General features: G+C 34.2%; 21 protein-coding genes and 2 tRNA genes. 3 read left to right on the top strand and 20 right to left on the bottom strand.

Annotated features, from left to right (window positions below):
• Positions 1–74 precede the first annotated feature (74 nt).
• The 7 genes from NLM59_RS02150 to NLM59_RS02120 all read right to left on the bottom strand — a co-directional run bounded on the left by NLM59_RS02150 (position 75) and on the right by NLM59_RS02120 (position 7,178).
• A complete protein-coding gene (locus NLM59_RS02150) occupies positions 75–1,148 on the bottom strand; it encodes an AOC03_06830 family ribosome hibernation factor (RefSeq protein ID WP_304416090.1) in 1,074 nt (357 codons plus the stop codon).
• Positions 1,149–1,323: 175 nt separating this feature from the next.
• Positions 1,324–3,018: a SulP family inorganic anion transporter gene (locus tag NLM59_RS02145; RefSeq protein WP_304416089.1), complete on the bottom strand. Its 1,695-nt coding sequence runs from the start codon at positions 3,016–3,018 to the stop codon at positions 1,324–1,326.
• A gap of 176 nt (positions 3,019–3,194) precedes the next feature.
• Positions 3,195–3,713, bottom strand: a complete 519-nt coding sequence (locus NLM59_RS02140) for a hypothetical protein (RefSeq protein WP_304416088.1) — start codon at positions 3,711–3,713, stop codon at positions 3,195–3,197.
• A 110-nt stretch (positions 3,714–3,823) separates the two neighbouring features.
• Entirely contained in the window at positions 3,824–4,504 is a 681-nt protein-coding gene (locus tag NLM59_RS02135) for a metallophosphoesterase family protein (protein ID WP_304416087.1), read from the bottom strand.
• 11 nt (positions 4,505–4,515) lie between these two features.
• Positions 4,516–5,835, bottom strand: coding sequence for a serine hydrolase domain-containing protein (locus NLM59_RS02130; RefSeq protein WP_304416086.1), 1,320 nt, complete (start codon positions 5,833–5,835; stop codon positions 4,516–4,518).
• A 22-nt stretch (positions 5,836–5,857) separates the two neighbouring features.
• Positions 5,858–6,328 (bottom strand): PH domain-containing protein, encoded by a 471-nt coding sequence (locus NLM59_RS02125; RefSeq protein ID WP_304416085.1) that lies wholly within the window; start codon positions 6,326–6,328, stop codon positions 5,858–5,860.
• Between the two features lie 10 nt (positions 6,329–6,338).
• Positions 6,339–7,178 carry a tetratricopeptide repeat protein gene (locus NLM59_RS02120; RefSeq protein WP_304416084.1) on the bottom strand — a complete coding sequence of 280 codons (840 nt, stop codon included), beginning with the start codon at positions 7,176–7,178 and terminating at the stop codon, positions 6,339–6,341.
• Positions 7,179–7,376: 198 nt separating this feature from the next.
• Between NLM59_RS02120 and NLM59_RS02115 the strand changes: the two genes are divergently transcribed.
• The 3 genes from NLM59_RS02115 to NLM59_RS02105 are packed head-to-tail and all read left to right on the top strand — an operon-like array spanning position 7,377 to position 10,179.
• The gene (locus NLM59_RS02115) at positions 7,377–8,453 is read left to right on the top strand and encodes a 3-oxoacyl-ACP synthase III family protein (protein ID WP_304416083.1); all 1,077 of its coding nucleotides are present in this window, start codon (positions 7,377–7,379) and stop codon (positions 8,451–8,453) included.
• Between the two features lie 4 nt (positions 8,454–8,457).
• A complete protein-coding gene (locus NLM59_RS02110) occupies positions 8,458–9,789 on the top strand; it encodes a metallophosphoesterase (protein ID WP_304416082.1) in 1,332 nt (443 codons plus the stop codon).
• A gap of 3 nt (positions 9,790–9,792) precedes the next feature.
• Complete coding sequence (locus NLM59_RS02105; protein ID WP_304416081.1) at positions 9,793–10,179, top strand: hypothetical protein; 387 nt, start codon at positions 9,793–9,795, stop codon at positions 10,177–10,179.
• 177 nt (positions 10,180–10,356) lie between these two features.
• On the opposite strand, the gene NLM59_RS02100 is transcribed toward NLM59_RS02105, so the two are convergent.
• The 13 genes from NLM59_RS02100 to NLM59_RS02040 form a co-directional block, all read right to left on the bottom strand.
• Positions 10,357–10,433 (bottom strand) — tRNA-His (locus tag NLM59_RS02100).
• Between the two features lie 135 nt (positions 10,434–10,568).
• Positions 10,569–11,270: a bacillithiol biosynthesis deacetylase BshB1 gene (bshB1, locus tag NLM59_RS02095; RefSeq protein ID WP_304416118.1), complete on the bottom strand. Its 702-nt coding sequence runs from the start codon at positions 11,268–11,270 to the stop codon at positions 10,569–10,571.
• Between the two features lie 38 nt (positions 11,271–11,308).
• On the bottom strand, positions 11,309–11,884 hold the full coding sequence (locus tag NLM59_RS02090; protein ID WP_304416080.1) for a glutathione peroxidase: 576 nt from the start codon (positions 11,882–11,884) through the stop codon (positions 11,309–11,311).
• Positions 11,885–11,897: 13 nt separating this feature from the next.
• Positions 11,898–15,206, bottom strand: coding sequence for a cytochrome c biogenesis protein CcsA (gene ccsA, locus NLM59_RS02085; RefSeq protein WP_456238416.1), 3,309 nt, complete (start codon positions 15,204–15,206; stop codon positions 11,898–11,900).
• A gap of 252 nt (positions 15,207–15,458) precedes the next feature.
• Complete coding sequence (gene prmC, locus NLM59_RS02080) at positions 15,459–16,334, bottom strand: peptide chain release factor N(5)-glutamine methyltransferase (protein WP_304416078.1); 876 nt, start codon at positions 16,332–16,334, stop codon at positions 15,459–15,461.
• A gap of 86 nt (positions 16,335–16,420) precedes the next feature.
• Positions 16,421–17,332, bottom strand: coding sequence for an N-acetylmuramoyl-L-alanine amidase (locus tag NLM59_RS02075; RefSeq protein ID WP_304416077.1), 912 nt, complete (start codon positions 17,330–17,332; stop codon positions 16,421–16,423).
• A 353-nt stretch (positions 17,333–17,685) separates the two neighbouring features.
• Complete coding sequence (locus NLM59_RS02070; RefSeq protein WP_304416076.1) at positions 17,686–17,898, bottom strand: CsbD family protein; 213 nt, start codon at positions 17,896–17,898, stop codon at positions 17,686–17,688.
• Positions 17,899–17,997: 99 nt separating this feature from the next.
• Positions 17,998–18,465 (bottom strand): hemerythrin domain-containing protein, encoded by a 468-nt coding sequence (locus NLM59_RS02065; protein WP_304416075.1) that lies wholly within the window; start codon positions 18,463–18,465, stop codon positions 17,998–18,000.
• A 149-nt stretch (positions 18,466–18,614) separates the two neighbouring features.
• Positions 18,615–18,688 (bottom strand) — tRNA-Arg (locus NLM59_RS02060).
• Positions 18,689–18,865: 177 nt separating this feature from the next.
• On the bottom strand, positions 18,866–20,173 hold the full coding sequence (locus NLM59_RS02055; RefSeq protein WP_304416074.1) for a cryptochrome/photolyase family protein: 1,308 nt from the start codon (positions 20,171–20,173) through the stop codon (positions 18,866–18,868).
• Positions 20,170–20,868: a lycopene cyclase domain-containing protein gene (locus NLM59_RS02050; protein ID WP_304416073.1), complete on the bottom strand. Its 699-nt coding sequence runs from the start codon at positions 20,866–20,868 to the stop codon at positions 20,170–20,172. The genes NLM59_RS02055 and NLM59_RS02050 overlap by 4 nt, the downstream gene beginning before the upstream one ends.
• A complete protein-coding gene (locus tag NLM59_RS02045; protein ID WP_304416072.1) occupies positions 20,865–21,323 on the bottom strand; it encodes a sterol desaturase family protein in 459 nt (152 codons plus the stop codon). Before NLM59_RS02045 ends, NLM59_RS02050 begins: the two co-directional genes overlap by 4 nt.
• Positions 21,320–21,790 carry an SRPBCC family protein gene (locus NLM59_RS02040; RefSeq protein ID WP_304416071.1) on the bottom strand — a complete coding sequence of 157 codons (471 nt, stop codon included), beginning with the start codon at positions 21,788–21,790 and terminating at the stop codon, positions 21,320–21,322. The genes NLM59_RS02045 and NLM59_RS02040 overlap by 4 nt, the downstream gene beginning before the upstream one ends.
• Positions 21,791–21,803 lie beyond the last annotated feature (13 nt).

Here is a 21,803-nt window from a genome sequence, read left to right as displayed (position 1 = left end):
AAAGCGAATTTTTAGTATATGCTAAAAATTCGCTTTAGTTATGAGTATGAATTAGTTTATTGTATTATACATTCTTAATAACGCAGAATAGCTCCAAAACCATTGAATTTATCTAATTCACCTTTTGGTAAGAAAACTACATCGCCTCCAAAATCTAAATTATATTCAATCATTTCATCGTAGATGTCATCAATAACTTCCTTGTCTGTTCGTTCATCAGCTGAAACGAAGGAAACTGTGTCCTCCTCAATGATAGCCGGCTGAAATAAACCTTGTTCAATAAATAGGGTTTTCACTTGACCACGGTGGATAGCTCTCCAAATGTCATTCACATCACTATAGAATTTTCCGCTATTTACAGCTTCTAATAACTCCTCTTTTCTAGCATTATTCTTCTCAATAATATAATCTTTCATTACCTTCCAGGCTTCTTCTACAAAATGACTTGCACTTGCATCTGCATCAGTTTGTGGAATAAATTTATCTATAATTGAATGCTTCTTGTCAGCCACTTCTAGGTATAAATGATAGTTTGGTTCGGTGGAGCTAATCAATACAGGTAATGGATGCTGATTTCTTATCTTATTTACATCTTTATCAATTCTATTAAAGTATTCCGTGATTAAATTCCTTTCTCGTCCTGCAAAAGAAGCTTCTTTCTGATTGGTAGGGTGGAAATGGATGTTTTCTATCGGGAATGGATCTCCAATTTCTCGGACAAGCTTATCGCTAGACGCTTCAATTAGTCGAACTTTTTGTTGATTTAAAACTAAAATATAATAGTTTTTGTCCATATGTAAGCTTCTCATCAAGTCGCGTGTATGGAAGGTATTGTCAATCACCACACGATCTTCAACCTTGATAGGCAAACGAGTATATTCCGCGATGTCTTTACTCACAAAAAGAATTAAACTTTCTAGATTCATCTTGTGATCAATGCTTTCCTCTAGTTGTTGAAATTTCTCAGTGAAATTCTGAACATACTTTTTGTCAAAATCTGCAGATAATCTGTTTTCTGCTTCTTTAATCAAGTTCTTTAAAGTTAAAGGATCCTTGTTATTATCTGGACCTGTTCTGTGTGTGTTTAAAATAATTGTTACACATGTTTCTGATGAAACATTCCTCAATTTCTTTAATGTGATGCTCATAAATACCTTGTTTTAAAATTCTTTTTAGAATATAAGGAATTTAAATGACATTAACGAATTTTGTCATATTAAACTCGCTGAAAAACAGTTATTTAAGTCTAAGTTAAGTTTTGGAGAGCTATATGTTAAAATTATTTAGTTTTATGATGGCTTTTAATAGTAAAATCACATCTAATTACTTAGCATTATTAGCGTTTAGGATTTCATGAGCACGTTTCATAGCTTCTGCAATATTCGCGTGAACGTTATACTTTCCAATTAAATCATAGACATTAGATTTTAAAAGCTCTAATCTCACATCATGATTGGCGCCTGAAATAATGATTTTTGTACCCTTGGTTTGAAGATAAGAGCATATTTCTTTTAGTCTATTCACACCTGTTGCGTCAATAAAAGGAACATTTCGCATTCTTAAAATTAAAACTTCAGGTTGTCGATTAAAGTCTGTGAGCACTTCTTGGAACTTTTGAGAAGCACCAAAGAACATAGGACCGTTGATTTCGTATAAAATCACACCTTTAGGAATCTCGATAAATTCCTCGTCAAAGATTAATTCGTGTTCTTGGCTATCACTGTCATTGAAGATTTTTTCAACATCTTTAATAGAAGTAGATTCACTCATGCGCTTCATGAAAATAAAGCTCGAAAGAATGACACCCACTTCAATAGCGATAATTAAATCAAAAAATACGGTCAATAGAAAAGTTGATAATAAAACAATGGTGTCTAGTCGATTGCCTTTAAAAAGAGAAACAAAATGACGCCATTCGCTCATGTGATAGGAAACAACTACCAGAATTCCGGCAAGACAAGCCAAAGGAATTAGTTTAACCACAGGAGCAAAAACCAACATAATCAATAGCAAAACAATGGCATGAACAATCCCCGCAATGGGTGTTCTACCGCCATTATTAATGTTGGTAGCCGTTCTAGCAATCGCTCCCGTAGCTGGGATTCCGCCAAATAAACCCGAAAGAATATTGGCAGCTCCTTGACCTACAAGTTCCATATTAGATCGATGTTTGCCACCGATCATACCATCAGCCACCACAGCAGATAGGAGTGATTCAATGCTCCCTAAAAGTGCAATAGCAATGGCTGGTTGAATTAAACTCTGTATTGTTTCGAAATCAATAGATGGAATAGATGGAGCAGGAATGCTACTTGGTATTTCACCGAATTTAGACTCAATGGTATCTACCGGTAAATCTAAGAAGTAAACTGCTAATGTGCTCAAAACAATGGCAACAATAGAGCCTGGAATTATGGAGCTTATTCGGTTGAAATTTAAAGCAATAAGTATGGTTGCTAAAGCAATTCCAAAGGCAATCCAGTTGACTTCAGTAAAGCTTTGAAGATAAATTCGCCACTTCTTGACAAAGTCAGCGGGTACATTTTCAATGTTTAAACCAAATAAATCATTGATTTGTGAGGAGAAAATAATCAGTGCAATTCCACTTGTAAATCCTACAATGAGCGGATAGGGAATGAATTTCAGATAATTACCTAAGCGCGCGAGACCGAGTCCAATTATTATGAATCCCGCCATAAATGTGGCAATGGTCAGTCCGCTGATTCCATGATCTTGAACAATTGCATAGACAATAACGATAAATGCACCCGTAGGTCCGCCAATTTGCACACGACTACCACCTAAGACTGAAATCGCTAAACCAGCAATCACCGCTGTAATGAGTCCTTTTTCTGGTGAAACTCCAGAGGCAATAGCAAATGCAATGGCTAATGGAAGCGCAACAATACCCACAATAATACCAGCCATGACATCATTGGTGAGTTGTTTTCTAGTGATTCCCGCTTTTAAAAGTGAAAAAAACTTAGGTACAAATTCACGTTTGTTTTTCTTGCTCAAAATGAAAATGCTTTTAAATAGACTAGTCTAAAGATAGTGTAAATTAATTTTTGCTAAGTTAATTTACACTATTTTTTAGGGTTCAATAATATTTTTAATAATTCGAAATTTAAGGATTATTAAAATAGCTTAGAAAGGAATCAGGCTAAGTTTTGTCAGTTTATGATGTAAACAAATTATCTTGAAAGTTGATCCGCTTCTGGAATGTTGACAACACCGCAGCCATCTACTAAAGTTTTGCCACCTTGATTTACTAATTTTACTAAAACGTGGAATCCATCCCATTCTGTATTGTTGACCGTTACATAGCCAGTATCGTAATTGGCGCTATAAACTTCATAACCTTGCATCGGGAAATCCTGTGCATCAAAGATTGGGTCGGCTCCTAACCCCATTTGTGGATCTGCCTCAAAAGCATCTCTCACCATTTTTTCAAGTTTATTTTTGAAATCTTGAGTTGCCATGGGAGAGGCATTTGCCCAATGTACAATGCCATATTGATCCTCGAAATATTGACTGCTTTCGATATAAGAGTTTAAGAAATCAACCGCAACATTTGTATTGATTTTTTGGGCGATAGGTGATGTTCTTCGCTCAGAAGTTTCTTTTTGAGCCGTTTCTGAATCCATGATTTGTCGTGGTGAGTCGCAGCTAAAAATAGTAATAATCAGAAGGAGTAAGCTTAATTTTTTCATGTTATTGAGTTTTAGGTTGAATTAAATATTTAAACTTAAAATTAATGAAAATCATTGAATTAAAAGAATTTAAGACCTTAAGAATTATGCATTACTGATTTTAGACTTATTTAATTCATAAAGCTTTCTAATCTTCCCTTTTTAAGTTCTGCGTCATTATTTGCTTTTAAAAACTCACCGGTTTCAACATTTAAGCAAGTCAACCATTTATCGCCATAGGCATAAGTATCTATGCAAATTGTGTGTCCAAAATCTGCAATTTTCCCATTCTTTCGTGAAGTGTGGCCACAAATCACTTTGTTTGTTGAATTATATGCCGTTGGTATTTCATACTTCTTCCAACACAGATCACTTTGTGTTTGATCTTCTAGGCTTTTATTAGCATCAAGTCCTGCATGGACAAAGATAAAGTTGTCAATTACCAAATATTCTTGGCAGGCTTCTAAAAATTCCCAATGAGAGCTATCCACTTTATTAATCCAATTCGAATATTCTTTTATTTGGTAAGACGCAAGCGTTTCTGCACCACCATATTTTCGCCATTCTAAAAACTTCTCTTGTGATTCTCTCGCATTTAACATCATGATTTCATGATTGCCAAGAATAAATTCAAAATTGAAGTTTTTCTGATGTTCAATAAGCCAATCAATTACGGCTTTTGAATTAACACCACGATCTACATAATCTCCCAAGAAAACAACTGTATCGTCTGACTTTATAACTCCTTGATTAAAAATTGTTTTTAGGGCAGTAATGCATCCGTGAATATCACCAATTGCGTAAATCGACATGTTTTTTAATATTAATCTTTCTTAAATAAATATGCGGCGCCCCCTTGTTTTAGCGTCATTTCATTTTTGCTTGTTTCAAACTCTAGTTCAATTCCTGCTTGTATAAATCTAAATTTATCCTTTTCGAATGCCTTTAACGGAAAAGCCGATTGACCAGTTGCTTGCGCCATGAGATTTCCATCTTTAGTGAAAACCTTTATTTTTAAAGGTAGCATTTCAGAGGAGTAATTTCCAACATAGGATTCTAAAATACTTGAATCTACTGCATAAGTAGAAAAGTCTGGCAGTTCAAATTCTTTATTATATACCGCGCTCAAAACTGCAATATTGATTTCATTAATATCAAAGTCGGAGCCGTTTGAAGTTAGTGCGTAGGTGTAGTTGCCATCTTCAAAATGAAAAAGCATCGATCTAAATCCATCTATACCACCTGTGTGTCCGTATCCAACTTTGTCGTAAAATGGAACTGGGAATAAGCCTAATCCATATCCATCTTTGATTTCCATCATTAATTTTAGATTCTTTTCCTGTAATAACTTTCCACCAAATAGTGCATACGCGAACTTAATGAGATCCTCTGGCGTAGAAACAATTCCACCCGCACCTAATGATACGCTAGGGCTAGTTTTTGGGGAAATTTGCCAATCCATAAGTTTCATGTAAGAATTGACTTCATTTGAGTTTTCACCAGTTTTTAAGTTGAAATAAGTTTTAGTGAGTTTTAATGGTTTGGTAATTTGTTCTTTCAGGATTTCAGCGAATTCTTTTTTGTAAATTTTCTCTAAAATAAAACTTAACAATATATAATTTGAATTGCTATAGGCCGTTTTGCTGCCAGGTTCGAAGTCGCTTCCTGCCGTTTTAATTACTTTCAGCATTTCACTTTGTGAAGTTGCTTGGGTGAAATAAAGTCCATAAACTGGATCATCGGTAATGTTGTGAATTCCACTTTGATGTCTCAACATTTGCTCGATGCTTATTTTTTCGGCGTTTGTAATTTCTGGATAAAAGTCCGCTAGCTTCTGGTCGAGTTTGATTTTGTTTTGCTCAACAGCTTTTAAAACCAGGCTAGCTGTAAAGGTTTTTGAAATAGAAGCAATGCTAAACCTCGAATTATCATTTATTTTGATTCCTTTTTCTATGTCTGCAAATCCAATGTTTTTGGAATAAATAAGTTTTCCATCTTTGGCCAAGGCTAGGCTTCCCATGAATTTGTCATTTTCTTCGAGTAACTTAAAATATTGATCGAGTTTTTCTTTATTGAAATCTTGAGCAATCCCAGTTTGACTTAAAAGAAATATAAATAGGATATAATTATAAATTCGAAACATAGATTTTATTTAAACTTTAAAATTAAGGAAGATCTAAATGCTCAACCAAATGTTTCGGGTTTCGCACGCTAAAAATATATTTTTCGTCTTTTGTTGTCACCACTTTAATCATATTTTTTCGGTCATTGACCATACATATAGAGTTATCCATTGTGTTGCCAATAAATCCAAAAACTCCCATGCTTCCAGAAGTCATTGGAAGGTTGGAGCTTTCTAAACGATAAATTGCTTCTATCTCTGAAATTGGGATGACAATCTTGCCGATGTTTTTTTTAAGAATCATTTCATTTTTATCTATAATGACTTTTCGTAAGGATTTGGAATAAAAGTAAAACATGATTCCGAACATGATGAGGCTAATGATAATGCCGCCGATTAAACTATAGGTTTCATTGTTTAATACAGAAAGCGTGGCTAGACTTACAAGCAAAACTGCTGAGAATATGGTAACAGCTTTTACATAGTTCGACTTTTTACTCAAATATATTTTCATAAAATAACTATTAAAATTTCTGTTTTAGTTCATTTTTCTCGTCGTATAATTTTTTGATTTCTTGACTAATATCAATCTCATCATTAGAAACAAACAAGGCTCCAAATCTCTCTTGGATAGGCAATTCTTTGTTTTGATAAACTTCGTCTGTATCTACCACTTTACCTCCTAAAAAGGTTTCTAAATCCCAGTTAAGTCTAAATTTAACTTCAATGATTTCATCTGTATCAGACAGACGACATGTTACGATGTCATAATATTTTCGCTTTTTCTTAATTAGACGTTGACCTTCGAATAAAAGGAAATTTCCATCCACTAATATATTTCTTAAAATTAAATATTCTTCAGCCACGGAATTTACAGTGTATTCCTTTTGTAGCTCTGTAGTGAGGTAGCTTGGGTCTAATCCATTATGATTAATATAAAATGCCCACATACCGATGTCCTGAAGTGCATGTAAGATTACATTATTATAAGGATACTGTTGATAAGCCACCCAGGCCAATTCAAATGCTTTATCGAAATCATGTTCTTGTAAATAAGAATCAATCAATCGCGTAAAAGTCATTTCTCTTGTTCGGTTATTATTTTCTAAATTTAAGAATAGAGATTTTTCTAAGTAATTTCTGCCTTCTTCAATTTTATTCTCATCTAAAGAAAGTAAACCTAAAAAATGATAGGTTCCCGGAAACAATGAATCTTTTTCTTGTGCCAATTGAAATTTCTCTTTGGCGGCTTCTTTATCCACAGCTAAAAGCTCAATTCCAATAAAAAACTCTTCTGGAGGGCTCTGTCCGAAAAATGAAATAAGGTTAAACAGTAGTATATATATGAATATGTGTCTTTTCATAAATATGAAATATAATTTCATCTAAATTACTAAAAGAATATCAAGACAAGTAGGTTTGCTTCTAAAAACTTAATAATTTAAAATATTTTCATTCAATGCTGCTAAAAACTTAACTTAAATCATAATTAAAATCTAAATGCATTAATCAGTTAGAGAATCCATAATCTATTTTTTATATTTGTAAAATAATTTTTGGATATGATAAATGCCGTAATAACTGGATCGGGTCATTTTATGCCACCTAACGTGGTGAAAAACACACACTTTTTGAATCATGAGTTCTATGATGAGAAGGGAGAGTTTATTGATAAACCGAATGAAGAAATCATTCAGAAGTTCAAGGAGATTACCGAAATCGAGGAGAGGCGTTACGCAAATCATGACATGATGAATTCTGATTTGGCGACTTATGCAGGTAAAATGGCATTAGAAGATGCTGGTGTGGATAAGGAAGATTTGGACTATGTAATGGTTGCGACCAATTACGGCGACATTGACCCAGTAACGCAGTTTGCGGATGTTATGCCAAGTATTTCTGTGCGTGTTAAGCATAAACTAGGAATTAAAAATAATCAGTGTAAGCCTTATGACATGACTTTCGGTTGTCCGGGTTGGATTGAGGCGATGATTTTAGCATCTCAGTTGATTAAAGCTGGAATTGCTAAGAAAATATTAGTGATTGGAGCAGAGACCTTATCTCGTGCGATTGATCCACATGATAGATCGGCAATGATTTTTGCTGACGGTGCTGGAGCTGTTGTTTTAGAAGCGCGAGAAGGCGAAGAGGCATTTGGAGTTTTAGAGCACATCACGATCAGTGATAACTTAGAGGAAATGGAGTTTTTAACTAATGGTCCATCTTTAAAACCAGGTTACTCTAAAGCAACTTGTAGTATTTCTATGAAAGGTAGAAAGGTTTATGAGTATGCCTTGAGAAAAGTTCCTGCAGCCATCAAACGAGTGCTTGATAATGCTGGATTAGACATTACAGATGTAAATAAAGTACTGTTGCATCAAGCAAATGCAAAAATGGACCGTGCCATGGTTCAACGTTTATTTAGACTATATGGCAAGAGAGAGTTTCCAGATGATATTGATCCTATGACAGTTCAAAAATTAGGTAATTCATCTGTGGCAACAGTTCCTACTATGTTTGATTTAATTAGTAGAGGAGAGTTAGGTGATCATAAGTTTAATGACGGTGACAATGTCGTTTTTGGTAGTGTTGGTGCAGGAATGAATATCAATGCTATTGTATATAAATTTCCAAAATAAATAAATGCAGTTTATACGTGTTTTCGTAATCCCGTTGATTATTCTTTTAGTCATGGTGGATATGGTTTTTTTTAGATTTTTATTAAAAATCTCGCGAGGCATCGGTATAGCAACTTATTTCTGGATCGTTGTAATCGCTATTGAATATTATGCTTTTCAAGCGTTTAGAGCCTTAAACCACACCAAAACTGGGATGTGGATATATATTATTGTACACATCTTACTTTTCGGAGGGCTTTATTACTTTAGTTCAACTCGAAAATTGAGTGAGTTTAATTTTGCTAATTTTCAACGACTTGTTGTATTAACAACTTTATTTTTAGTACCTAAGATATTTTTGACGCTCACCTTAATGGTGGACGATTTTATTAGGCTGTTTCAATATACCTTCACAAGTGCAGACACATCGGAAGCTATTGACATTCCGAGCCGCAGAAAGGTTGCCACCTGGATTGGATTAGGCTTGGCGGCAATTCCATTTATAGGTGTATTAGACGGTGTATTTAGAGGTAAATATCGTTACCGAGTAATCAGAAAAACAGTCTTTTTCGATGATTTACCAGATGCATTTGAAGGATTTACCATTACGCAATTATCTGATATTCATTCAGGTAGTTTTGATGATAAAGAGAAGGTAGATTATGGTGTAAAGCTGGCTTTAAAGCAAAATTCAGATGTTTTAGTTTTCACCGGTGACATGGTGAATGACATTGCCGACGAGCTTGAACCATATGTAGATATTTTCAAACAATTAGAAGCTAAGGATGGTATGTTCGCTATTCTTGGAAACCATGATTATGGTGAATATGCTAATATTTCAGATAGAGAAAGAGCTGAAAGTGTTTCTCACTTACAAAATATGCATAAGGAGATTGGCTTTAAGATGTTGAATAATGACATGCACACGATAGAGCGCGACGGTCAGCGATTGAATATTGTAGGAGTAGAAAATTGGGGACATGCTGATTTCTTCCCTAAACGTGGAGATCTTAGAAAAGCATCTGAAGGAGTACAAGAAGGAGATTTCAATGTATTGTTATCCCATGATCCATCTCACTTTGACCATGATTTAAAAGATCATGATAACGTAATAGATTTTGAAAAGAAAATGCACTTGACTTTATCTGGGCACACGCACGGAATGCAGTTTGGTGTTGAAATTCCAGGAATTATTAAATGGTCGCCTGTGAAATACCGTTATCACAATTGGGCAGGGCTTTATGAAGAAAAGGGTCGTAAGTTGTATGTAAATCGTGGATTTGGATTCTTAGGATTCCCTGGACGTGTAGGAATGTGGCCAGAGATTACGGTTTTAGAACTACGCAAAAAAGTCTAAACCTTGGAAAATACTTTAGAAAACTCAACTCATACTCAAGCTAAATTACAAAAGCTTTTAGATGATAAACTCTATATTGGAGATTTAGGCACAAAAGGCTTTATTTTCAAGCGTAACTTTGGTACTCGTAGAATGCCTGTCTATGGTATTTTAAATAAAAATCATTTTGAGGTTAAAGCTAAAAATGAGACCATACACGATTATTTCATGTGGGTAGCTATGATTCTAATGTTGGGTATTTTATTGTTTGCTGCTTATCATAAAATCTACTTAGTTGTAGTGGCCAACAGTATTTTTATTCTTCTAATGTTTATGATGGATAGACATCGTAAGAAAAAGGAAATGGAGCAGTTTTTTAAGGCTTTTAAAGAGGCTTCGATAGATAAGTAGACAATTACATTACTAGAGGGGTGGTGAATCCAGCTTTCGCTCAGATTCTATAAATAATATATACATTTAAATTTAAGGCTAAAGCTATTCGTTGAATGGCTCATTTGGTCTATGCTTTAATAGCTATATTTAATTATATGAAATAAAAAAACCTGATACATTGTATCAGGTTTTAAATGGGGTGGAAGACGGGATTCGAACCCGCGACCTCCGGAACCACAATCCGGCGCTCTAACCAACTGAGCTACAACCACCATTTGAAATTGCGATTGCAAATATAGCCAATTTTCTAATATTAGAAAGCTTTAAGGCTAATTTTTTTAATCATTTTTAGGAATATTTTTTAGCTTTTAATTTTAATTAATTTAAGAGCTTAATAATCAATTTGTTTATAAAAATGCCTCCATGGAGTCAACCCCTAAAATACTTTCAGAAATAAAGGCTTCACCGGCATCTTTCCAAATTAATCTACCCCAATCCTTAGCTCTATAGTTGATACTTTCTTTAAAATTGGTTGATGAAATAGCCGTTTCTGGCTCATCTGAATTAGGATCATGAAATTGTGATGCATAGGCTAAGCAAGAATCAATCTTAGTTTCTAAATAGCCACTTATATCCACTACGAAATCTGGGGTCAATGGTTTCCATTGAATATAATGGAAGATTCTCTTAGGACGCCAAGCTTCTTGTCCTGTTTCAATTCTTGGTAAACCTGCTAAAAAGCTAGCTCTAACAATAAGTTCGGTTGCTCTACCGTGATCTGGATGACGGTCTTCTGGAGCTCCCGTAATTAGAATTTCAGGTCTGTATTTTCTAATGGCTTTAATGACTTCAAGTTGGTTGGTTTCGTCATTTAAAAAGAAACCATCTCTCATATTTAGATTCTCTCGAGCGTGTACGCCTAAAATATTTTTGGCAGCTTCTGCTTCTTTTAATCTAATCTCTCTTGAGCCTCTAGTGCCTAACTCGCCATTGGTTAAGTCGATAATGCCTACTTTCTTACCTTCAGCTACAGCCTTTGCCAAAGTACCACCACATCCTAACTCTACATCGTCAGGGTGTGGACCCATGGCTAAAATATCTAATTTTATCATTCTAAAATCATTTAAAATTTAATCCCAAAACCTGTTTATTTGGCTTCAATCCAACGTATGATTTCCTCATCGTTTGGAAGTGTTTTAGAATAAAACACATGAGCTAACGTACCATCTTCATTGATTAAATACTTCTGGAAATTCCATTTAACTTCATTGTCCAAAACACCATTTTGGTCTTTTTTAGTTAAGTATTGATATAAAGGATGCATGTCATCTCCTTTCACAGAAATTTTAGACATCATAGGAAATGTTACACCATAATTCAAAGTACAAAACTCTTTGATGTCCTCATTAGAACCTGGTTCTTGAGACATAAAATTATTAGCAGGAAATCCAATAATGGTAAAATTATCATCCTTGTATTTCTGGTAAATTTCTTCTAATTGCTCATATTGTGGCGTAAATCCACATTTAGAAGCAGTATTTACAATCATGACTTTTTTGCCTTCTAATTCAGACATTTCAAAGTCGTTTCCGTCAATATCCTGTACGCTATATTGGTAAATACTTCCTTTTGGGTTCGTGGTAGTTGTATCGATTTTAGCTTGTTTTTGGTTAGTACAAGCTAATGTAATTAAACTAACGATGGATAAAAAGAATTTTTTCATAAGATCTTATTTTTTAGAATTTAACGAAACTATTTGACTTAGCATACTTTCTTCTAAACAAATAAGTAATTATTGTTAGAACGGTAAAGAAAATCACCGTACCTGGTACCCATCCCGGAATTGGAATACTATCCCCAGCAGCATAGGTATGTAAACCACTTAAGTAGTAATTCACTCCAAAATAGGTCATAATAGGAGCTGCTGTTGCCCATAAGGCAGCAATATTAAATACAAATTTACCTCTCAAACCAGGAACTAATCTAAGGTGTAAAACAATAGCATAAACAATAACTGAAATGAAAGCCCAAGTTTCTTTAGGGTCCCAGCTCCAGTAGCGTCCCCAACTTTCGTTGGCCCACATTCCTCCTAAGAATGTTCCAATAGTTAGCATATAAATACCTACGGTAAGCGACATTTCACTTACAATGGTTAATTCTTTAATGTTTCTTTCAATCTTATGAGATGGTTTCAACATAAATTGAATCATGTTAAATATAGCGATGACCATACTTAAACCAAAGAAGGCATAACTAGAGGTAATAATCGCCACGTGAATAATTAACCAATAAGATTTTAATACTGGTACTAATGGTGTAATTTCTGGATCGAGTAGGGAAGAACCGTGAGCGAATCCCATCATAATCACAGCCACTAAAGCTCCCGCAGCAGGCAAGAATGCATTTCCGTTTCGGTATAATGAGAATCCTGCTAATACAGCTACCCACGAAATAAATATTACAGCTTCATATCCATTCGTCCAAGGTGCGTGTCCAGATATATACCATCTCATTCCGAGTGCGACTCCCTGGAATATTAAAACCACTATCAACAAACCTAAGAAAACATTGATGATGTAATCAATTGCTTTTTTGTCTAAGAATAGTTTAGTGAATGCTAGTAATAATAAAATTCCACCTAACATGGCGTAAGCAATCATAGAGTATAAGAAAGGATTGAATCGATTATATAAAACCTCAATCTTAACTTTCGTATCTGAAATAATTACGTTTTTACCCCATTTATGCTGGTAATCGTCGATTACTTTAATCTGCTCATTTGCTTGAGTCCAATCACCTGTTTTTTGAGCAGCTCCAAGGGTGTTGAAATATTTAGAAATATGTCCTAATGCAATGGAATCAATTTCTAACTCTTCTGTAGGACGAATCCAACTGGTCCAAGTTTCCTTGATTTCATTTTGCATAGGAATAATACGAAGGTAGTAACCTTTGGTAATGTTATCAATAATTGAAAAACGCTCTGTAATATTAATCACCTCCTTATCGTATTCTGTTTTCTCAGAAGGTTTCTTACGGAATGCATTACTGTAAGCTTCCTGTAATTTATATTGTGTTGTGCGGTGATCTACTAAGTTTAGTAAAGAAGTATAACCATCTACAACGCCTAATTCTTTCGCTGTTTTAGAACCTAATTTGTTCTCCATCACACGAATCATAGGAGCTTCTGCCCACAAGGCCGGATTTTGTTGCAATGACATAAACCAAGCAGTCGCATTTACGCCACCAATTTTATCTGCTTTATGAATCTTTCTTAATAATTCTAAAGCATGTGTTCCTAAAGGCTTAATTCTACCTTGGTCATCTTGTACTTGTAGATGATCTAGTTTAATGATATGCTCTTCGTTGAAGTTTACAACTTTTGCAATACTATCTAAAGAAGTCATCTTCATGCTTTGCCCGTGGTTGTCGGTTGCAGCAGGATGAGATCTAGGTGCTTTATGGTTGGATGCTGCAGCTAGTGTATCCACAGTTTCCATAGGACCGTGGTCATGACCTGCATGCGGATCTACTTCTGTTTCTTGAGCAAATAAGCCCAATGGAAGAAGTAAGAATGCTAATACAATAGCTTTTGCTGATTTTTTCATGTTTTTCAACATTTTTTGTAATGTCAAGAATCTTGTTCCTCTCCAGAATAGTGCGAATGTCATCCCAAAGAACATCATCATATACCCGATATAGGTTACAATGGTACCTGGTCTATCTTGATTAACAGATAAAACAGTTCCTAATTCGTCTGGGTCATAACTCGCCTGGAAGAAACGATATCCGCCATAGTCTAATACATTGTTCATGTAGATTCTATGATCCTTTTCAACGCCATTATCTATAATTGAAATTTCACTCGCAAAAGAAGATGGATTGTTAGATCCAGGATAAGTATCTAATTGGAAGTCTCTTAACTTAATTCCAAATGGCGTCTCAATAGTTTTAGATCCGAATCCCATAGAAACTTGAAGTCCATTGATAGGCTTTCTTGTACTATAAGATGTACTTCCTTGTCCACCTCTTAGGATTAGCGTGTCTTTAACTTGACCATCGTCGTATTCCATTAAAACAACGTTCGAATTAGTTTGTTCTTCTGGATTGTTTTTATCTCCTTGAACAAATTCAAGTCTTCCTTTGAAAGTTCCACTTGGAACAACAAACTGAGCATTTTGAATAGAGTATAGGCTAGCTAATCTTAATTCTTGTAACGAATCTACCGCAACTTTTCCTTTACCTTGGTTAAAGGTAGCCGAATCGGTAATCATACCTACAGCTTGTCCTTGCATTTGAACATATTCTCCTTCAAGTGGAGATTTAAACATTAGTTTATCGCCTTCTGAGAAAATCTGAACTGTTCCTGGAATTGGATTGTTTAAACTAAACATAATTCCACCAATCTCTTTTAATTCACCCGATTGGATATAGGCACTTTTTCTACCGCCTTCTCCGGTTGTCACCAACTCTAAAGTTTCTTTTCCTTCACCTCTGATGATGGTATCCTTAGCTAACATAATGTAGTCTAGGGATTTAAGAGCAATTACTCGATCTTTAAATTGATATTTTTGTTTGAATTGACGTTTTAGAGGGAAAGGAGCATCTTTTTTATTAAAATAAGTCATCGTGTAAGGTGACTCATATGCCAAGGCTCTATCTTGGTCAAAGATACTCATCTTCACATAAGTTTGTGATGAAACAATTTCATTAGAAGTATCACCTTCTCTAATACTCATAATACCTTCTACAGCAAAAATATGAGTAATGGCAGCACCGATAAAAGTTACTATAAATCCAACATGGAAAGCTAATACAGCCCATTTCTCTCTTCTCCAAAGTCGGTAACGCTTAATATTGATGGCGAAGTTGACAATCAATAGGATTTGAAGTATATCAAACCATAAGGCATTATAAACAATCGCTTTGGCAGCAGGAGTTCCAAAATCATTTTCTATAAATGTTGCTACAGCCATAGAAATAGCATATAAAAACAACATCATCGTCATAGCTCGCGTTGAAAACAAATATTTATCTAAAAGCTTCATCATTTCGTTCAAAAATTCCTACAAAAATAAAGGATTTAAAACTATTTAATATGATGAATATCAATTATCTTAATTCTTAAAATCTGTTAAAAAGCATTGATTATATGTGAGTTTGCTAATTTTAAAACATCATATTTAATTCAACATTAGACTGATATCGACTTTAAAAAAAGAAATCCACTACAAAGTAATGGATTTCAAATAGTTTATGATTTTTGTCAGCAATCGTCAAGTATGTAGTAAATAAGTGTACTATTTACACGTAAAGGGTTGTTGAACCTTCAACATTCTCCAATTATTAGAAATATCTTTTTTGGCATTTACCTTCCCAAAACTAAACTCAAAAATCTTCTTGGTTTCTTCCATAAGGTTTTGATGAATCTCTAAATAAACTGCTCCTTTGGGTTTTAATTTATCTAAGGCTAATTGATTAATCTTATTGTAGAAAACTGTTGGATCTTCATCTGGAACAAATAAAGCAATTTCTGGTTCGTGTTTGCTAACTTGTTCTTGCATTTCTGCTTTTTCTGAACTAGGAATGTAAGGTGGATTGCTTACAATTATATCAAAATAAGGTAAATCGTCTAGGAATGTATTCAGGATATCAATCTCATGAAAATTAATTTTCGTGTGATTGTACATGGCATTGTTTTTAGCCACTTCTAATGCTTCTGGGCTGACATCCAAAGCGTGAACTGAAGCTTTTGGAAAAGCAGCTTTTAGTGCGATGGCTAAAGCGCCACTCCCGGTTCCGATATCTAAAATGTTACCATCGAATTCATTGTTAGGATTGGTATAATCTTGAATAATCCACTCAGCTAATTCTTCTGTTTCAGGGCGTGGAATTAAAACATTAGGATTCACAAACAACTTATGATCCATAAACTGAGTTTCACCCATCACATATTGAAAAGGTGTTCCCGTCATTAAATTCGTCAGAGCAAAATCAAAGTGTTTTTCAGCATCTTTTAATTCTGACCAACTTTCGTGTAATCCTGCACGAATGATGTTTTTATCTTTTCTTAAATGGGTTTCTGCCAAGCTGAAGAAAATAGTATCTATCTCGTCTTTGGTATATAAATCAGAAAGTCTTTCTTGAAATTTATCTCTAATATCTTGAATTGTCATATTTGAATATTTAGTTGGATTCCCTGCATATTTCGTGCAAGTTTTAACATTTCTCAGAAAACTTTTAAATAAGGAATCTCGCGAAATTACTTTCTATATTTATCATTTAAAGCTTGCAATATAGCCCATGTCTCTGCGTCCAATTGACCGCTGTAGTTGCTAGGTCTAAAATGTAACTGGAATGCCATAATTACTCGCCTAGTTTGATCATCCCAAGTTCCGGTTTGTTTTATACCATATCCGTACTTTGCTAAATCGGCTTGAACAGATTTAATAAAAGAACTTTTGTTATAATCACTCGCGTTGTACTTTGGTAAGAATTTGTACTTATCTACGTCATTGTACCAAGCTCCAACACCGTATTCTTCGTACAATCTTTTCCATGGGAAGAATGCACCTGGATCTTCTTTTCTGGTTGGCGCAACGTCACTATGTCCCAAAACAAAAGTTGGGTCAATTTCATATCGCTTAACAATGTCCTGAGCCAATTCAGCTACTTTTTTAAACTGATGCTCTGGGTAAGGATAAAATCTCATTTTGCCATTAATGGTGCTGTATCCAAGGTTTACAATCTCAATTCCGATGGAGGAATCATTAATATTAGTTCGGTCTAACCACGAACTAACACCTGCATGCCATGCTCTTTCGTTTTCACCTACTAAAACATAAATCTCGTCATCATTATAATCTTTTATTAAATAATGAGAGCTCACAGCTTGTTGGGTTAAAACTTCGGCAGATTTATCGTTGTGTAATGCCGTATAATGCATAATCAAAAATTTCTGACGATAATCTTGACCTTTTGCAGGATAGTGTTGATTAGAAATTTTATAATTTTTAAGAATAGAAGATTCAATATCATGACCTTGGGCATCTTGAGCATGTTCAAGGTAAACGGTGTCTCTAATCACTTTCTCAACAACTTTTGTCTGAATTTGTGGGGTTGCGCAAGAGGCAAGGAAAATCATCGGCATTATAGCCCATAGGATATGTTTCATAAGAGGGTGGTTAATTTGAATTCAAATGTAATTAAAACTTCTTTGCAAAATAAAAAAATCAACGAATGAAACCAAGATGTTTTAGTATTCTAATAAAGGTATGTAGGTAATTCGAAAATTTACTATCAAAAGTTCATGCGGACGGCCTCACATTACTACCAAACAAGTGGATGTTTCTTTCTTGAAGCCTGGAGTTTATGTTATTAAAACTAATGAAAACCGAGTAAAGAAATTCATGAAGAAATAAAATTTTCATTCATGAGATGGGCTCTTATAAGTTTACAGTTTTATAAAACAAAAAAAAAATCACCTTGGAAAACCAAGGTGATTTCTGATTTCTATAGAAATATTAATTATTTCTTATCGAAATCTTTTCCAACTTTATTGAAGAATTCTTCAATGTTTTCTTTTGCTTCACCCGTTTTCTTTTGGATGTTTCCAACAAATTGATCCCATTTTCCTTCTGCTAAAGTTAAATCGTCATCAGTAAGATCACCCCATTGTTCTTTGGCTTTACCTTTAACGATATTCCAATTCCCTTTTAATTTGTCTTCTAAACTGCTCATAATAATTAATTTTTAAGTTGTAGTTTAAATAGTTCAACTTCTATTCCAAGAAGTCATGGTAAATGTTAATGTTATGCTAAGTTGTTGGCTTTAAAATATTTATTCATTGCCAGGAATTCCTTCTGGCCAACTGCCACGATATTCCTTCATTGAATCTTCGTAATTCTTAGCTAAGGTTTCAGCATCTTTTTGACTGTAAATATCTTTAGCTTTTTCAAAGAATTCTTCCTCTTCGTCTTCTAAATGATGTAAGACAGTTTCACCTAATTTATCCATGGTTGCCTTCCAATGTGGCGAGCTCATATCCGTTTGATCTAATTCTTTGATTAACTCATCCATTTCATGATGTTCAGCAATTCCATGACGGGCGTCTTCTTGCATTTCATCTGTATCAATGAGTGGCGCATAGAAATACCTTTCTTCAGCCACTGCATGAACTTCCAATTCTTTTTTTAGCTCTTTCCAAAGTTGGTTTCTTTCTTCTGAATCTCCAGAAGTTTTAGAAATCTTTTCAATTAAATCACGTTGAATGTCGTGATCGTCTTTAATAGCTTTATAAATTTTCATAGATCTTTATTTTAGTTCTTTAAAGATAATGATTCTTAAAGCTTTATGAAATGATATTTATCTGATTGTGGAGAGGAGAAACTATTTTATTCTGAGTTTAAATAAAAAAAGCACCTACATTTTGAAATGTAAGTGCCTGACTCTTAGAGTGATCGCGCCAGGATTCGAACCTGGGACCGTCTGCTTAGAAGGCAGATGCTCTATCCAACTGAGCTACGCGACCTGTTTTTCTATTTGAGTGGTGCAAATTTAGATATAATTCTTAATAACACAAGTAAAATTCAAATAATTTTTAATTTTCTTCAACTAAAAAAAGGCTTACAAGGTTTTAAGTCTTTGATAATCTTAAATTAATGAGCGGAATATTAATTTTAAAAATTTTAAAATTTATTTTTAGGATTTATGAATTTTCAGGGTTTAAAGCATTCTTATAGGTAGAAATGGCTCTTTCTCTCGCAAATTTATGTTCCACCATTGGTGCTGGATAGTCTTTCGATTTATATTCAGGAACCCATTGTTTTATGTATTCATAATTTTTATCGAATCTTTCGGTTTGAGTATAGGGATTAAACACCCTAAAGTATGGCGCGGCATCACATCCTGTACCGGCTGCCCATTGCCAATTCCCGTTATTGGCAGCTAAATCATAATCATCTAACTTTTGGGCAAAATAGGCCTCTCCCCAGCGCCAATCAATCAATAGATGTTTACATAGGAAACTCGCCACAATCATTCTTACGCGATTGTGCATGAATCCAGTTTGATTTAATTGTCGCATTCCAGCGTCTACGATTGGGTAACCTGTCATTCCGTTACACCATTTTTCAAATTCATCTAAATTGTTTCTCCAAGGAATGTTATCGTATTTGTTTTTAAAAGCCCTATTTGCTACATGTGGAAAGTGATATAGAATTTGCATAAAAAACTCTCGCCAAATCAATTCAGAAAGCCAAACCTCATTATGTTCCCTAGCAAATGCAACACATTTTCTAATGCTAATCGTTCCAAAACGTAAATGAATGCCTAATTTCGTAGTTTGCTCAAGAGTAGGAAAATTTCTGTGCTGATCATATTCATCAATTATGTCAGCATCTAAAGTTGGCTGCTTAAAGATAATTTCTGTCGGTTGAAACCCGAGATGGTCTAAACTAATAATTTCTTCAAAATCAATCTTTTTAAATTGATTAAAATGAATTTCAGCTGGTGTTAAATTTTGATTTTTAAGTTTTTCTTTCCACTTTTTAGCGTAGTAGGAGTAGACAGTATATGGAGTTTCATCCTTTTTTAGAATTTCATTTTTATCAAATATAACTTGGTCCTTGAACGCCTTAAATTCAATGTCCTTTTGCTTTAAAGATTCATAAATACTTTTATCTCTTTTAATAGCATAAGGTTCATAATCCCGATTGCAATAAATCTGTTGAATTTCAAACTCCTTTTCCAACTCTTTAAATATGGATAAAGGATCACCATAATAAGTTTTTAAACTTGAATTATGTTTTTTCAATTCATGATTAAGTTGATGTAAAACCTGATGAATAAAATCAACTCGTCGATCTGATTTATCTTCTAGTTGGTCTAATATGTTTTTATCGTAAATGAAGATGGGAACCACTGGGAAATCAGCCTTTAAAGCGTGGGATAATCCAATATTATCTTCTAATCTTAAATCTCTTCTAAACCAAAACAGGTTGACTTTTTCCTTCATATATCCACTTGTTTTCTTCTAGAGAAGTATTTAAAGAAGAATAAAACCCATAAAAATTGGGTATAACCATACACAGCGTCTTCAACAGGAATGGTCAATAGTCGAATGCCCATAAATTCTTCGGGATTATAATTCACAATAGGACTTTCTAAACCTGTTCCGGTCAAAACCCCGTTCACAGAAAAGAATCCTATCATAAGGATACTGAAAACAAAAGATGCTCTACTTATCCATGGAATTCTGGCAATAAAATGAAAATATATCAGCGAAAGCACCGTAATGACAGCTGTTACGAGGGTGTACATTTTATCAGTATTTAGTAAACCAACTACCGAAATTGCAATTATGCTTATAAAAACAATGATGTTATTAAACCCATCCAACCATTTAAGGTTAAAGAATTTATCGATACAGAAATAAGTGAAAACACATGAAAATGGAATGCAGATAAAAAACAACCATTCCTCTATTGGCAAGCCCGCGATGACCAATTCTGTGGTATAATCTAGGTTAAACCACCAAACGCCCATAGCTGTAAACCATATATCCCAAGCTATAAAAGGAATTGCGACAAGAATTCCAGCTTTTAAATAGGATATAAAATGTTTGTCGAACCGGATTCTTTTATCAAATGAAGCAATAAAACAGATGATAATCGTAAAGAATAAAACGAGTAAATAAGTAAAGGATTTCAATTTTTAGCCTTTTTAAAGTACATATTAAAATATTTCATAGGAACGTAAAGAAAACCAAAACACTCGCCGTTTTCTTTGGTTAAATGTTTATGATGCTGTTTGTGAGCACGTCTTAAAGCCAAGAAATAAGGGTTTTCTGTTCGAGAAAATATCTTCAATCTTTGGTGAATAAAAATATCATGAATGAAGAAATAAGCCATTCCGTACAAAGTCACGCCAAGACCTATGTAAAACAAGTAGTTAAATTCTTGCTCAGCTCCAAAATACATTAAAATAATCGCCGGAATCGCGAAAATCACAAAGAAATAATCATTTTTCTCAAAAGGACCTTCTGTGCTATGATCGTGATGATCTCGGTGTAAAACCCACAAAAATCCATGCATTACATATTTGTGAATAAGCCAAGTGGCGCCTTCCATAGCGATAAAAACGGCTAAAACAATTAATAAATTCATGACACTGATTTATTATTAAACTTTTCTTCTAAATCTTGATATCTATGTTTAAAAATAGACTCCAATTTAGATCTAACAAACAAGGAATGTGCAATTTTCCCTAAGAATCCTAAAGGTAGCTCATAATCCACCGTATCCTTCGCTAAAACGCCGTTTTCATTTGAAATAAACTCATGAAAATGATTCCAAAGCTTGTAAGGACCTTTTAATTGAAAGTCTGTAAAGCTTCTTAATTCATCCACCTGAGTGATTCTGGTTTTCCATTTCATTGGAATATTCAACAAAGGAGAAACCGTATAATCGATTTCCATTCCTTCGTAGATTTTTGTGCTAGGTAAATCCGTTAAGACCACAAAATTCATGTCCTTAGGCGTTATTTTCGATAGGTTATGCGGGTTTGAGAAAAACTCCCAAGCCGTTTCTATATCACAATTTAATTGTTGCTCTCTGTAGAGTTGAAACTTCATTTTCTTAAATTTA

The organism is Profundicola chukchiensis (genome assembly GCF_029664245.1).
GTDB classification, from domain to species: domain Bacteria; phylum Bacteroidota; class Bacteroidia; order Flavobacteriales; family Weeksellaceae; genus Profundicola; species Profundicola chukchiensis.
The sequence above is the reverse complement of the archived record's forward strand: the minus strand, read 5'-3'. Positions and strand labels throughout refer to the sequence as shown.

What these genes read in the sequence shown, in the direction of transcription:
- NLM59_RS02110 (WP_304416082.1), top strand. Translation starts at nt 8,458, where the DNA reads ATGCAGTTTATACGTGTTTTCGTAATCCCGTTGATTATTCTTTTAGTC.
- NLM59_RS02055 (WP_304416074.1), bottom strand. Translation starts at nt 20,173, where the DNA reads ATGAAGGAAAAAGTCAACCTGTTTTGGTTTAGAAGAGATTTAAGATTA.
- NLM59_RS02075 (WP_304416077.1), bottom strand. Translation starts at nt 17,332, where the DNA reads ATGAAACATATCCTATGGGCTATAATGCCGATGATTTTCCTTGCCTCT.
- NLM59_RS02140 (WP_304416088.1), bottom strand. Translation starts at nt 3,713, where the DNA reads ATGAAAAAATTAAGCTTACTCCTTCTGATTATTACTATTTTTAGCTGC.
- NLM59_RS02135 (WP_304416087.1), bottom strand. Translation starts at nt 4,504, where the DNA reads ATGTCGATTTACGCAATTGGTGATATTCACGGATGCATTACTGCCCTA.
- prmC (WP_304416078.1), bottom strand. Translation starts at nt 16,334, where the DNA reads ATGACAATTCAAGATATTAGAGATAAATTTCAAGAAAGACTTTCTGAT.
- NLM59_RS02045 (WP_304416072.1), bottom strand. Translation starts at nt 21,323, where the DNA reads ATGAATTTATTAATTGTTTTAGCCGTTTTTATCGCTATGGAAGGCGCC.
- NLM59_RS02130 (WP_304416086.1), bottom strand. Translation starts at nt 5,835, where the DNA reads ATGTTTCGAATTTATAATTATATCCTATTTATATTTCTTTTAAGTCAA.
- NLM59_RS02040 (WP_304416071.1), bottom strand. Translation starts at nt 21,790, where the DNA reads ATGAAGTTTCAACTCTACAGAGAGCAACAATTAAATTGTGATATAGAA.
- NLM59_RS02070 (WP_304416076.1), bottom strand. Translation starts at nt 17,898, where the DNA reads ATGAGCAGTTTAGAAGACAAATTAAAAGGGAATTGGAATATCGTTAAA.
- NLM59_RS02125 (WP_304416085.1), bottom strand. Translation starts at nt 6,328, where the DNA reads ATGAAAATATATTTGAGTAAAAAGTCGAACTATGTAAAAGCTGTTACC.
- NLM59_RS02065 (WP_304416075.1), bottom strand. Translation starts at nt 18,465, where the DNA reads ATGAAAATTTATAAAGCTATTAAAGACGATCACGACATTCAACGTGAT.
- ccsA (WP_456238416.1), bottom strand. Translation starts at nt 15,206, where the DNA reads ATGAAGCTTTTAGATAAATATTTGTTTTCAACGCGAGCTATGACGATG.
- NLM59_RS02115 (WP_304416083.1), top strand. Translation starts at nt 7,377, where the DNA reads ATGATAAATGCCGTAATAACTGGATCGGGTCATTTTATGCCACCTAAC.
- NLM59_RS02150 (WP_304416090.1), bottom strand. Translation starts at nt 1,148, where the DNA reads ATGAGCATCACATTAAAGAAATTGAGGAATGTTTCATCAGAAACATGT.
- NLM59_RS02120 (WP_304416084.1), bottom strand. Translation starts at nt 7,178, where the DNA reads ATGAAAAGACACATATTCATATATATACTACTGTTTAACCTTATTTCA.
- NLM59_RS02090 (WP_304416080.1), bottom strand. Translation starts at nt 11,884, where the DNA reads ATGAAAAAATTCTTTTTATCCATCGTTAGTTTAATTACATTAGCTTGT.